Annotated in this window: 8 protein-coding genes and 2 tRNA genes; 6 read left to right on the top strand and 4 right to left on the bottom strand. The window is 50.2% G+C overall.

Going from position 1 to position 13,469, the window contains the following annotated elements; all coding sequences use genetic code 11:
• Positions 1 to 244 precede the first annotated feature (244 nt).
• The gene (locus tag JTN23_RS26010; protein ID WP_409049445.1) at positions 245 to 538 is read left to right on the top strand and encodes an integrase core domain-containing protein; all 294 of its coding nucleotides are present in this window, start codon (positions 245 to 247) and stop codon (positions 536 to 538) included.
• Positions 539 to 617: 79 nt separating this feature from the next.
• Here JTN23_RS26010 and JTN23_RS10935 read toward each other — a convergent pair whose 3' ends face one another.
• The 4 genes from JTN23_RS10935 to JTN23_RS10920 form a co-directional block, all read right to left on the bottom strand.
• A complete protein-coding gene (locus JTN23_RS10935; protein WP_247234822.1) occupies positions 618 to 1,037 on the bottom strand; it encodes a response regulator in 420 nt (139 codons plus the stop codon).
• Positions 1,038 to 1,104: 67 nt separating this feature from the next.
• Positions 1,105 to 7,911 (bottom strand): PAS domain S-box protein, encoded by a 6,807-nt coding sequence (locus JTN23_RS10930; RefSeq protein ID WP_247234820.1) that lies wholly within the window; start codon positions 7,909 to 7,911, stop codon positions 1,105 to 1,107.
• Between the two features lie 947 nt (positions 7,912 to 8,858).
• A tRNA-Pro gene (locus tag JTN23_RS10925) sits at positions 8,859 to 8,932 on the bottom strand.
• A gap of 72 nt (positions 8,933 to 9,004) precedes the next feature.
• A tRNA-Ser gene (locus JTN23_RS10920) sits at positions 9,005 to 9,091 on the bottom strand.
• Positions 9,092 to 9,213: 122 nt separating this feature from the next.
• On the opposite strand from JTN23_RS10920, the gene JTN23_RS10915 reads away from it, so the two are divergent.
• The 5 genes from JTN23_RS10915 to JTN23_RS10895 all read left to right on the top strand — a co-directional run bounded on the left by JTN23_RS10915 (position 9,214) and on the right by JTN23_RS10895 (position 13,428).
• Entirely contained in the window at positions 9,214 to 10,176 is a 963-nt protein-coding gene (locus tag JTN23_RS10915; RefSeq protein WP_247234818.1) for a vWA domain-containing protein, read from the top strand.
• 63 nt (positions 10,177 to 10,239) lie between these two features.
• Positions 10,240 to 10,929 carry a hypothetical protein gene (locus JTN23_RS10910; RefSeq protein WP_247234816.1) on the top strand — a complete coding sequence of 230 codons (690 nt, stop codon included), beginning with the start codon at positions 10,240 to 10,242 and terminating at the stop codon, positions 10,927 to 10,929.
• Between the two features lie 32 nt (positions 10,930 to 10,961).
• Positions 10,962 to 11,903, top strand: a complete 942-nt coding sequence (locus tag JTN23_RS10905; protein WP_247234814.1) for a phosphoribosylaminoimidazolesuccinocarboxamide synthase — start codon at positions 10,962 to 10,964, stop codon at positions 11,901 to 11,903.
• A gap of 64 nt (positions 11,904 to 11,967) precedes the next feature.
• Positions 11,968 to 12,390 (top strand): STAS domain-containing protein, encoded by a 423-nt coding sequence (locus tag JTN23_RS10900; RefSeq protein ID WP_247234812.1) that lies wholly within the window; start codon positions 11,968 to 11,970, stop codon positions 12,388 to 12,390.
• Positions 12,391 to 12,507: 117 nt separating this feature from the next.
• Positions 12,508 to 13,428, top strand: a complete 921-nt coding sequence (locus JTN23_RS10895; protein ID WP_247234810.1) for a ribonuclease Z — start codon at positions 12,508 to 12,510, stop codon at positions 13,426 to 13,428.
• Positions 13,429 to 13,469 lie beyond the last annotated feature (41 nt).

Genomic DNA, 13,469 nt, shown 5'->3' with positions numbered 1-13,469 from the left:
GCTCAGAGCGCATGTCTTAGTGTACTTTGGCTCCCTTTCTCTCTTTAAATGTAAGTACCTACTCCTATTCTTTCAATACACCGCAAGTCTAAAGGAGCGCAGTCGAAGCCCTCCTGAATGGACTGGCTTCGACCGCCAGGCGGCCCTGTTCGCTCAGCCTGACAGAAGTTTACAAACTAATTCATTTATCATTAATGATATTATTCTATAATAATAGCAACGTAATATTAAAAGGTGACCCGTCCTGAAAAGTGTTGACCGTTGTCTGCAACGTGTGCGATTTTTCCATCTTCAGGAGGCTAATGAGACTATTCAGCGATTCGTTTACTTTTACAACGGGGAGCGGCTGCACTCGGGAATTAGATACCTGAGTCCCAACCAGTACTTTTACAAGCTAGGCCTGAACATGCCCCCTCATTATCAGGAAGACTCGGTAGAAATAGATTATTCAAAAAATGTAAACTGTACCAGTTTACAGAATTCGATTCCAGAAAATAGGGGGTTAGACCATAGCACATATAAACAAGTAATACTTTGAATAATTGCTCCCTGCACCCTTGAAAATGCGACTTTTTCAAAACAGTAGGTAATTGACACGGCTTGTCTTCGCTTGTCTGTTATTCCATGCTGGTACAGGGAATTTGATTTATTTCCATCCAATACTGACCTATTAAACTCATTACCGATTTTAGTTGCTCGAAATCCAATGGCTTGGGCAGAAAAGAGTTCGCACCCATTTGGTAGCTTGCCCTGACAAACGCTTCGTCTAACCGATTCGACACGATAATTACCGGTATTGTCCGCCATTCCGGAAGCTGTCGCAGTCGTTCCAGCGTCTGCAGGCCGTTCAGCTTGGGCATGTCCATATCCAACAAAATAACCTTTGGCTTTTCCAAACGTTTGCCATTGATTTCGATGGCTTGGATCAGCTCCATACCATCTGCAAACAGGCGGTGCGGATAATGGGGGAGAAAGCGTTTGAATACTTGATCAACTAAAAAACGGTAATCCGCAGCATCATCTACTACATAAATCATGATTATCTTATAGTTTGCTCATTTATAATTCTTAACCAACTTCCCATTCATTTTTATATATACCCCCCTACTCTTCATTGCGCAGAGGAAAGCGTACCACAAATCGAGTACCAACCCCAAGCTGGCTGCTTACCTCAAGTCGGGCATCCAAAAGTCGGGCCAGCTGGCGTACGATCTGGAGACCGATCCCTTCCCCCCGTAACCTGTTCCAACTTATGGCCGTGCCCGGATCATTGACAGGGTTTTGCCTAGGGGCAACCGGGGCATGTGTCTCAGCCAGTTTCCCTTCCTCGTAGTGTTCGGCAGGCTTAAGGTACGATTTTCTATCGTTAAGGCCTGCCACCAGCTCCGCATCCAAGCCCGGTCCGGTGTCACTGATCGAAAACCACCAGTGGGTCTGGTTAGCGTTCCATTCAATCTGCACGCTACCCTGGTGGGTATATTTAATGGCATTAATGGCAAGGTTTTGAACCATGCGGTACACATGTAAACGGTCCCCTTCAACGGTCAGGTTGGTCGGTCCCTTACTGGTTAATAGCAGCCCCTGCTCTGTCGCCGCCGGTTGGAGGCTTTGGGCTAATTCCTCCAGGAGGATGGAAACGTCAAAAGGCTCGATTGTCCGTCGTTCCTTGCCAGCTTCCAGACGGCTAAAGTCGAGGAGGTCGGTAAGTAAACTTGTAGCCTGGCGGATATTGCGCAGCACCATATCCATCATCTCGGCCCGTTCGGCTTCCGTATCAGCCATACTCAGAAGCTGCAGCGCTCCGGTGATTACCCCAAAGTTGCCCCGTAGGTCATGCGAGACTGCCCGCAACAGTTCAGAACGGTGACTGAGCGATTTGTGTAATTCGTCCAGCGCTTCCACACTCTGGCGGGAGGACTCTACTTCGGCAAGCCAGCTCTGCTGTTTCTCCTGAATCATTTTCAGGTCTGTGATGTCCAGGGCCGTGATGAGCACCCCATCGTCCTGGCGCGTGAGGGCAAGGGCCGACCAGCGTCCATCAGGTCGTAGTTGCCTCTCTTCGTAGTGGGGAGTGTCAGTCAACCGGACCTTCCGCAGCGTGTCGAGGGTATCTTTCCCCCATAGCAGCCGGCTGAACCGCTCGACGGAATTGCCAATCAGTTGCTTGAGGCTCTTTTTTAAAAATTGGGCCAGCTTGCGGTTACCGACAACCAGCTGGAAGTCGATGATGCGTCCGGCATCAGCCGGGTCCCGGATGGCTTTCAGCAAGCCAATGGCAGCGGGCGAGCCATCCAGCACCGCCTGAAGGTTCAATGCCGTTTGTTGGATCTGTTGCTGGGCCGCTAACTGCTCGGAGATGTCCAGGTCAACACCCATTACCCGCATCTGTTGGCCTTCATTGACCACATCGGCCTTGATGCGTAGGGTTTTTATCTGCCCCTCCACCCGAATTCTCAGGTCCGTTTCAAACCGCCCCTCTCCTCTATCCAGAAAAGTGACAAGTTGGTGGGCTCTAGGCAGGTCCGACTCATGGGCATAATCCAGATAGATGTCCGGCCAGACAGGCTGGCCCTTCTTCAATCCGAAAAGTTTGTACATTCCTTCAGACCAGCTGAACTCCCTGGTCAGGCGGTTGTACTCCCAACTCCCGATACTAGCCAGGTCTTCGGTCTGGCTCAGCAGCGTCAGCGGCCGTATATTTGCCAGCCGCTGTTCGGATTCACGAAGCGCAACCTCCGCTTTAGCCCTTTCTACGGCGGCCCATGTACGTTCGGCAGTTTCCTCAACCATCAACACCTCGTTGTCGGTCCACTTGTGCGGTACGGGAAAATGCACGAAGAAAACCACTGTGAGCCGACCGCCTTTGATAAGAGGGACGGCAATGGCGGCGCGGACCATACCTGCAGCGTAGGCCACCTTTTCCGCTTCGCTCAACCAAGTATCTTGTTCTGCATCAGTTATTGTGACAAAACGGCCTGCGCGGAGCTCAACAAAGAATTCGCGGCCATAGCTGTCGACCGGATAGCGGCCGGCAAAGCTCGGCACGCCATGGGTGTAATCGCGGTGTACGATGAAGTGCCTATCATCTGCCTCGATCTCAGCATAGGCCACACGGCCAGCCCCCAGGTGCTCGCCAAGCACACGGGCGGCTCTGCTTTGGACCTCGAAGGGGTCGGTCTCAAAGCGCAGTGCATCGCCAAGTTTTATTAGAAAGGTCTGCTGTTGCTCCCGTTGTTTGCGTTCGGTGATGTTGTTGAACACGTTCGCTACTAAACGGCTTTCGCTGCCGCCCACCCGTACAGTATACACCTCAAACCAACGGTCTAAGGCACTAATGTACTGTTCATAACGGGCAGGCTCACCCGTTAACATAGCCTTTCCGTAACGCTCAAGTACTTCTTCTTCAAGATTCGGCATCAGCTCGCTAATTCGCATACCGATAATATTAGCCGGCAATCCGGTTAATTTTTCATGTGTGGGGTTTAATTCACGGAAGATGTAATCAACTGCTTTTCCGTTTTCATCAAACATCATTTCTACCACACTGAAGCCTTCATCAATTGAATTGAAAAGAGTGCGGTATTTTTCTTCGCTTTTGTGTAAAGCTTCTTCTGCTTTTGCTCTTTCCACCGCTGCCCAGGTTCGTTCGGCCGTTTCTTGTATCAAGGCAATTTCATCATCTCTCCAGTGCCGCGGTTTCTCTTGGTGCACTGTAAGATTGGCAACGAAGTGTCTGTTTTTTATAAGCGGTACGGAAACCACTGCATATACATTCAGGGCAGCATAATTTTCCTTTTCCGTGTCAGCATATCCGCCAAGGTTCACATCCTTTATGATAACAGTTTCTCCACGCTGAAGTATTTCTACAGCACTTCCATAAGCAGCAACCGGGAAACGACCAACCAACTTCCCAAGATCATCCCGTACGTAGTTATCGTGTATGACAAAATCTTCACCGTCAATACCCGCATATAGTACACGATCAACGTTTAAATGCTCACCAAGAACTTGCATCGCCACCCGCTGAATTTCTAAAGGGTCAGCAATAAGGCGCAAGGCATCATTTAGCTTCAGCAGATAATCCCTCTGTAGCTGCCGCTGTTTTCGTTCGGTGATATTGTTAAACAATATAGCAACCAGCCGATTATTTTCGCTTCCTACCCGAAAACAATAAAAGGAATACCAGCCCTGGGTATCAGCGTTATATTCCTCCTGACGTATCGGCTCACCAGTTTTAGCAACCTTATCATAGGCTTCCAACCAATATGCTTCCATGTTAGGTGCAACTTCACTTGCCAGTTTACCTACTACATTTTTTAGCCCCGTTTGCTGTTCAAAAGCCGGATTGGTTTCAAGGAAACGAAAATCAATTGGTTCGTTTGCTTCATTACAGATGATTTCAATAACCTCAAAACCTTCATCAACAGAATTAAACAAACTGCGGTATTTCTCTTCGCTTTTGAGGATGGCTTCTTCTGCTTTTGCTCTTTCTATTGCAGTCCAGGTACGTTCGGCTACTTCTTCAATCAGTCTCACTTCATCCTTTGTCCAGCTCCGTGGAGTGGAGCTTGCCGGAGCAAACGACCATATTACGTTTCTTTCACCTTGACGAAGGCAGCAAGAAACAACAGCAGCCAGTTTTATAGCAGCAAAGGATACTTTATCTAAATCTGAAAGAGTGGTGTCAGTGTCCGCATTCTCAATAACAAGTGTTCCTTCCTCAATCTGCCGGACACTCTCGGGAAAATCTGACAGGCGGTAGTCTCCTACAAGAGATGGTAGCCCATTGGGGTTATACTCCGCTCCGATCACTGCACGATCTTCTGATTTATTTACTGTAGCGATATAAGAACGATCAAGACCAAAAAATTCTGAGATCAAACGTATGCTTGTGTTTTCAATTGTTTCCTTACCGGATAAGGTACGCAAGGTGTCGGAGAATTTGAGTAGAAATGCCTGCTGCTGTTCACGCCGTTTGGGTTCAGTGATGTCTTCAAAAACATTGGCAATTACCCGGCTCCCGGGACCACCAACTCTTGATGTATAGGTACGGTACCACCGGTTCATTCCCGCATGGTAATTTTCTATACGAATGGGTTCACCCGTTTTTACAACAGCATCATACGCATCCAGCCAGTGCTGTTCAGTCGGGACGAATTCGCTGCATAACTTGCCTGCTACATCTTTCAAACCGGTTATTTCTTCAAGTGCAGGGTTTGTCTCCAAACACAGCATATCGGAAGGTTTACCCGTGTTATCATAAATCAACTCCAATACAGAAATCCCTTCATTGATCGAATTAAAAAGCGCCTTGTACTTGTCTTCGGTGCGTTGCGCGGCCTCATCTTTCAGGCGCAGAATTTCCTGTTCATTTTTTTTGCGTTCGGTAATGTCCTCGGTATTCATCACAAAGCCATCCCCCATCTTAACCAGGGTCTGGTGGAACCACTGCTCGTGAAACTGCTCGTGGGAATAATAGTGTTCGTGATCGATGGTAATGCCGGTTTCCGTTACTTCTACAAACTTGTCGAACGAGCCGGTTTCAATAACAGCAGGATTTTGCTGCAACAGGCTTTTACCGGTCATGTCGCCATAATGCTTGTTCCAGATATGATTGGTGAATATCCAGGTAAAGTCAATGATCTTTCCGCTCTCATTACGTACGGCTTCAAAAGCTTGTACAAAATAGAATGAGCTGTCTAGTACCGCTTGCAATAACTGTTTATTTACTGCCAGCTCCGCTGACTGCTCCTTTATTTCATTCAGCGCAGTAGCAAGCGCCTCGGTTTGCCTGGTCAGGTCCTGTATTACCCCTTGTCTTTTTACAACCTCGGTTACATCCATCACCCGGTGGATGATGTACACCACCTCACCGGCACTATTCAGAACCGGTGTATTGATGGGACTCCAGTACTTTTCTTCAAAACCGCCTCCCCGTTCAGCAGGTCGTGGCACATCGTAGTGCTGAAGTGCCATCCGGTGGGGCTTCCTGGTTTTGAGTACGCGCTCCAGGGAAGCGCGCAGGTTTTTAACGGAATTGGCCTCCGGCGTGGCAGGGTTATCGGGGAAGGCATCAAATATGTACTTGCCGATAATACCTTCCCGCGTTGAAAGTGTTGCTTCCAGAAAAGCATCACTCGCCATCCGGATGGTAAAGTCCGGCGTTAGCACGAGGTAGGCGTCCGGGGCGTTCTGCAGAACGTTCAGCAGATTGCGGCTATTTTCTTCGCTGCTACGTAGCTCATCTTCTGCCTTGACCCGCTCGGTGATATCTTGAATAGTACCCAGCAGCTTTACGAGACGGTCATCCTGATCAGTCACTACTATCCCCTGCGCGTGCAGGTAGCGCAGCTGACCATCGGGCAGGTAGATACGTCGGGTATAGGTATAGGGCTGCCGGTTCAGGATGGCTTCTTCCAGTATATTCCGCACCACGGGTACATCATCCGGGTGGCTGCGGGCATCTATATAATCCAGGGTAGGCACGAAAGCAGACGGCTCCTGGCCGAACAACCGGTACAGGTTATCAGAGAAGTGGAACGTCATGGTATCCAGATCAGCCTCGTAACTGCCCAGGGCTCCTACCTGCTCGGCCCTCTGGAATATACTCAGCGTCTTGGTAAGGGCTTCCTCCGCCCTCTTCCGGTCGTTGATGATCTGGGAGGAATAGATGAGGCCGCTTTCGTGCTTGACGATGGATACGTCTATCCAGAGATCCAGGTCGTCTAGGCCGTACCAGGTCTCAAACCGCTTGGACCGGCCGGTCAGATAGGTTTCTACCAGCATATCCCATAGCTCGTGCTGGCGGTAGCCCGGAAATAGCTCACTAAATTTACGGGACAGCGACTGGATCTTCTTGGGGCTCTGCTGCCGCAGATCTTCGTCGTTGGTGAGTATGATCAGGAAGTCTTCCAGATTACCCTGTTCGTCGTAGAGGGGTTTCAGGTAGCTGATCTGTACCTGTATGCCTTCGAATATATCCCGCAGGAGCTTGGTAGCCTGCTGGTTTTCTTCTTCTGCCTGCTTGCGTTTGGTAATATCCTCCACCGTCAGTACCACCCCGTCGTCGAGCTTAACGGCCGTAATTCGGAACCAGTTGCGAAAACCACTACCGATGTAAAACCTCTCCAGATCGGCCGCTTCGCCGGTTTCGACTACGCGGCGGTACAGGTCAAACAGACCCGAGGCCCGGTCCTGGGGGTTGAGCTCCAGGTAGCGCTTACCCACCAGGTCCTGCCCGGCCATGGTATGGGCGGTATGATTGAGCAACCGGTACTCAAAGTCGATGATTTCGCCGCGATCGTTCCTTACGGCCAGCAGTACCATCATCTCAGAGAGCGATCCGTTAAATACCGCCTCCATCAGTGACTTGTTCTTTCCGGCTTCTTCCTGCGCCTGTTTCAGCTCGGTAAAATCCTGAATGGTACCATACACCTTTACCGGCTTCCCGCGTTCATCCTTGACTACATCGGCCCGGACATGAACGATGCGAACTGCTCCATCAGATCGGATGATCCGCTGGAACAGATCCAGGGGTTTATCGTGGGTGTGGGTGGCCCAGAGCTGCTCGCGCATACCTTTCTGATCTTCGGGATGGACAAAGCTTAGCATCTTCTCCATGTCGAACACCTGGCTCTGAGGCTCCAGCCCATGTATGCGGTAAAACTCATCGGAGCAGACTAGTGTATTGCCAGGCAGTATGCGCTCAAAGCTGCCAATAGTACCCAGAACTTCGGCATTGCGGAAACGCAGGTGCTCTTCGCGTAGCTTATCGAGCGCTTCCTTCCGATCCTGAATATCCTGCACGATGCCAATGGTCTGAAGCACGGTACCATCCTCAGCCCGCAGAAAGGCCCGGTCCCTCACCTTAAACCACCGCCAGGTGAGAGGGTCTAGTTTTAATGGACACATAACTTGCTTAACTAGCAGGATACTACAATAAAAAATAGCCCCTTAGGCGTCGTAGAAATGATGCGACTTTCATAGCGGACGTATTAATGATGATTGCTAGCGGGCAGAGCGTGACCTACGTGGCTCAGGCACTGGGCATTAGTGAAGCACTTATCTACAACCGCGTAGGCGGACCAATGGAGATAGCGCACGAAAAGGGAAGGAGAATCGCATGTTTCGACGCAGGCTTCCGATGCACTGCTTGCGAATCAGCATCTACTTCAGCATAGTAGCCAACTAAAAGTGGAGCGCGATATTATGCGGGAGGCCGCCTCAAAAAACTTTAAGCATTATCAGCGGGGCCACCCCAGCCAACAGTCCTGAGGAGGCGCTATGAATTGGTTCAGACGTTGGCTTCTGAGCCCGCTGTTGAAACACTGTGTCTGTGTGTTGGGAATATTGGGGCCGCCTGGCTATGACAACACTTTTGCCGAGCCCTTGTGGATGGGACGGCCCATGCAGCCGCTTAAAAGCGGAATTACTGGAAGGTGCAGGGCGGTCTGTGTTGAGTATTTTTAGGTGTAGCCGATGCTTAAACCGAATTCTTCAATTATTGTAGAGTATAGTATAATAGGATAAGAAAGTACTGCGCCGGCATCGCAGTAGCGCCCCACCCCGGTCGTCGCTGGGCTACAAAAGCCCTGAACAGTTTGAACAGGAATATTTTACGAATCTGACAAGTTCAGTGTGCCGCTAAATCGGACCACCCCAGGGTAACAGATCTTCTACTAAGGGCAAGAAACTCTCCAAAACAACCTAGGTTTGTTTAAAAACGCAAACCTAGAAAAATACAACCCCCTCCACAACTTTTGGAATTGATCCATTTTGTCCCGACCTCCATCTTCATCAAGAAATGCTAATAAAGCAAAAAGACCTGCAAGATTTCTCTTACAGGTCTTTGTTTTGTGTCGGGGAGACAGGATTCGAACCTGCGACCCTCTGGTCCCAAACCAGATGCGCTACCGGGCTGCGCCACTCCCCGAAACTTATATGACCGAACCAGGTTCTTTCAACTACCCAGGATAAACGCTTGCGGGTCATGCACGTTTATCAGCGGAGAGAGCGGGATTCGAACCCGCGGTACCCTTACGAGTACGGCAGTTTAGCAAACTGCTGGTTTCAGCCACTCACCCATCTCTCCTCCTTTCGTGGCACAAATATAGAGGGTTAGATTTGATTAAAACAAACATTGCTCTAAAAAAAACTTTAACAGAATTCGCTATTCCCTATTTTTGAGGCACTTTACTGTTAAACTTTTTTTTGATGAACTGGAATTACCCGCTCGGGGCGGCTGAATATATCTTCATTTTTCTGTTTTTGCTTGCCTATGTTACCTACTTCGTCCGGATGATCCGAATTACCCGGCTCCTCAATACCACTGCCCGCTCCCTGTTCCTGAAGTTTTTCCTGAGGTCTATCGCTTTTGCGCTGCTCATGGTAGCTCTGCTGGGACCGTCGTTTGGGGAAGCTGGACGCGAAGTACAGGCTGAGGGCAAGGATATCTATCTGCTGACAGACCTTTCGCGGTCCATGGATGCGACCGATGTAGTACCTACCCGGCTTGAAAGAATCAAATATGAAATAACCCGACTCATCAGCAATGCCGGCAACAACCGCTTCGGATTGATCGTGTTTTCGAATGATGCCTTTGTACAGGCTCCCCTTACGTTTGACCAGCCGGCACTGGAGCTGTTTATCCAATCGCTCCAGACCGACCTCCTGCCCCGCTCAGGTACCAATATGTGTAGTGCCCTCGAACTGGCCTACCAGAAACTACTCAATGATCCTACTGCGGCCAACCATGCCAAAATGATTGTACTAATAACGGATGGCGAAAACGGCGGCAACTGCAGTGCCCATCTCTACAACAATATACGCCGGTTTGGCATAGGGCTATATATAGTAGGCGTTGGTACCCGTAGTGGCAGCTCTATCCCCGACAATGGAAAAGTACTGCGCACCAAAGACAATGAGGTGGTGGTTACGAAGCTGAATCCGGCAGCGCTGCAGAAACTAGCCGAACAGACCAACGGCATCTACTATGAAGTGAATAATGAAACCAACGAGATTCCCCGTCTGATCGCTGATATCAATGCTGCTTCGGGTAGGCTCATCGACAGCCGCACCGTAACTGTGACTTCCAATAAGTACTACTATTTTCTGGGAGCAGCCCTGCTTTTATTAATCATAGATGTACTGGTTACCGTCCGAACCTTCCGACTTTAAGTTTCAATTACTAATTTTAGCCTCTGATTTCAGCCACCAGTTATGACTGCCTTCCTGCTATACTTGTTACTTTGGATTTGGGATAATCGCTCCTACGAAGCGATCAGCCAGTCCAATCGTACCATGGCACAGGCCGAACAAGCCTATCAGGACAAGCAATACGACCAGGCGGCGGATCTCTACTATAGTATTACTTACGGCTCATTTTTCACAGAACCAGCCGCACGCCTCAACCTGGCCCACTCCTACTACCAGGCTGGTAAGCTGGACGAAGCACTGCACCACTACCAGCTCCTCGACCACATCCAGGACCGGCAGGTAGCTTCCACAGCCAATGTACAGATAGCCCTGATAGCGGTAAGCCGGCAGGATACAGCCAGGGCACTGGACCGGCTCGTAACGGCGCTACGGCAGGATCAGGAAAATCTGTCGGCCCGTTACAATTATGAGATCCTGAAGAACATCTATTCGGGAAGTACACCTCCCCGTACCCCCCAACCTGAGCCCACACCACCGCCCCGGGAAGAAACCAAAGAGGCCCCTGCCCCACCTCCTCAGCAAGAGGGGCAGTCGCCCGAGCTGGCTGAGCAGCGTGAGCAGCTCCTGCAGCAGCTGCGACAGCTCCGGATGTCCGAAGAGCAGGCCCGGAGTATTCTGGACGCCATGAAATCCAACGAAATGCAGTATATATACCAGCTACGGCGCCGTCAGTACCGCAACCAGTCCGACAAAAGCGAGGATGTAGAATGGTAGCTTAGTTATTCATAATTACTCTTACAACTTGTATGAACGCCCTAAAAGAAACACATTTTCAATTTCCCGGTCAGACTGGCTTTTACCGCGGTAAAGTACGTGACGTATATGCCTTCGAAGACCGGCTGGTGATGGTGGCAACGGATCGCATATCAGCTTTTGATGTGATACTGCCACGCCCAATCCCTTACAAAGGGCAGGTCTTGAATCAGATTGCGGCGCACTTCCTCCGGGCTACCGCTGATATACTTCCCAACTGGCTGCTGGATACCCCCGACCCCAACGTAGGCGTAGGTCTGCGCTGCGAGCCTTTTGCGGTGGAGATGGTCGTGCGGGGTTACCTGGCCGGCCACGCCTGGCGCGAGTACCGGGCTGGCAAGCGTACCCTGTGTGGTGTGGCACTGCCGGAGGGACTGAAAGAAAATGATAAGCTACCAACCCCGATCATTACGCCTACTACCAAAGCCCACGAAGGTCACGACGAAGATATATCGCGGGAAGATATCCTGGCCAAAGGTATTGTTGCCGCGGCCGATTACGAGCAAATGGAACGCTATACGCTGGCCCTGTTTGAGCGGGGAACTCAGATGGCTGCTGAGCAGGGTCTGATACTGGTAGATACCAAGTACGAGTTCGGCAAGCTCAATGGCACGATTTATTTGATTGATGAGATCCATACGCCGGACTCTTCCAGGTACTTTTATAAAGATACCTACGAGGAAAATCAGGCGAAGGGAGCTTCACAGAAGCAGCTCTCTAAGGAGTTTGTACGGGAATGGCTCATTGAGAACGGCTTCCAGGGCAAGGAAGGCCAGCAGGTACCTTCCATGGATGATGCCTGGATCAATACCATTACGGAGCGGTACATTGAGCTTTTTGAAAAGGTGACAGGTACCCGTTTTGTAAAATCAGAAAGTGGAGATATTTTGCAACGAATCGAAGAAAATATTCTGCGATCACTAAATTCGCATTAATACCAAACTCTTTTGAGCCGGATTCGGAAGCAGGAATCCGCCAAACCATCAACCCAATTAACGAATGAATTACAAACTGGAACGAAGCGAGCAGTACGCACTAGTCGATCTGAAAGAAGATGCTTTTACGGATGAAGTACCTACTTCCTTTGAGGAGCTGGCTCGCAAACTATTCCGTGAAGGCTACCACAATCTGATCGTCACTATGAATGAAACCAAAACCATTGACACCGCCGGAGCGGGGGTTTTGCGCAAGATCAATCGGATGTGTGTGAATGACCTGGGGCTTCTTGTAGTTGTAACGAAGGACGACGACTTCATAGATCTGCTGGAAGACTCCAAGATCCCGGACCTGACTATCATGCCTACCCTTGAAGAAGCGGTAGATGCGGTATTCATGAATGATCTTGAAAATGAATTTGGCTCAGGCGATGACGACTATGACGACGAAGACTACGGTGGAGTAAGTGAAAGCAAAGAACCCTAAGGTTCTGGTTAGCTGACATATTTTATATATGTAACATCACGTAAGTCATCTTCCTGGATTGCCGAAAGTACACGTTTTTTAAAATTGAAGATATAATTACAAACCAGTAGTACGGCATTGACATTTCAGGTTACCATATTAGGCTCCGGCTCGGCACTCCCGCAGCCGGGGCGTCATTTTTCTTCGCAGCTACTAACCGTTGAGCATGAGTGCTTCCTGATAGACTGCGGAGAGGGTACCCAATACCGTCTGCTGGAACAAAAATTCCGCCCCAGTCGTCTGCGGGCTATTTTTATATCGCATCTGCACGGCGACCACTACTTCGGGCTCTTTGGTCTGCTCAATAGTCTGAGTCTGGGAAGTCGCACCGAAGAGTTGTATCTGTTTGGTCCCAAGGGACTGGGTGATATTATCACGGAAGTTTTTCGGCACTCCAGTACCCGCCTTAGCTATCCCCTGCACTACCACGAACTGGATGCCGACAATCCCGGCCCGATTTGGTCTACGTCCACCCTTACCATCCATACGGTTCCCCTCCAGCACCGAGTACCCTGCACCGGCTTTTTGTTTCGTGAGAAAAGCAAGGCCCGCCGTATCATCAAGGAAAAGATCACCCTGGACATGACGTACCAGCATATGCGGATGCTCAAGGAGGGACGGGACGTATACGATAATGAGGGCAACCTGCTGTACCCTTACGAGGACTACACCTACGCTCCGCCCAAGCCCCGCTCCTACGCCTACTGCTCGGATACGGCCTACCTGCCCGAACTGGTCCCTTACCTGCAGGACGTAGACATGCTGTACCACGAAGCTACCTTCCTGGAAGACTTGTCCGAGCGCGCCAAAAAGACCTTTCATTCCACCGCGGCCCAGGCCGCCCGTATAGCCGAGCAGGCCCGCATAGGTAAGCTGCTGATCGGCCACCTATCCTCCCGCTACCTCGATAGCGAAGCATCCTTACAAGAGGCCCGTTCCATCTTCCCCAATACCTACATGGCTGCCGAAGGAGTAACCTTCGAAGTACTTGCCCAATAGTCACCTTTGCCCTGCCATTTCTGCCATTTTCCTGCTTTTCT

This window comes from Telluribacter roseus, assembly GCF_017355915.2.
In the GTDB taxonomy this organism is placed as follows: Bacteria; Bacteroidota; Bacteroidia; order Cytophagales; family Spirosomataceae; genus Telluribacter.
The sequence above is the reverse complement of the archived record's forward strand: the minus strand, read 5'-3'. Positions and strand labels throughout refer to the sequence as shown.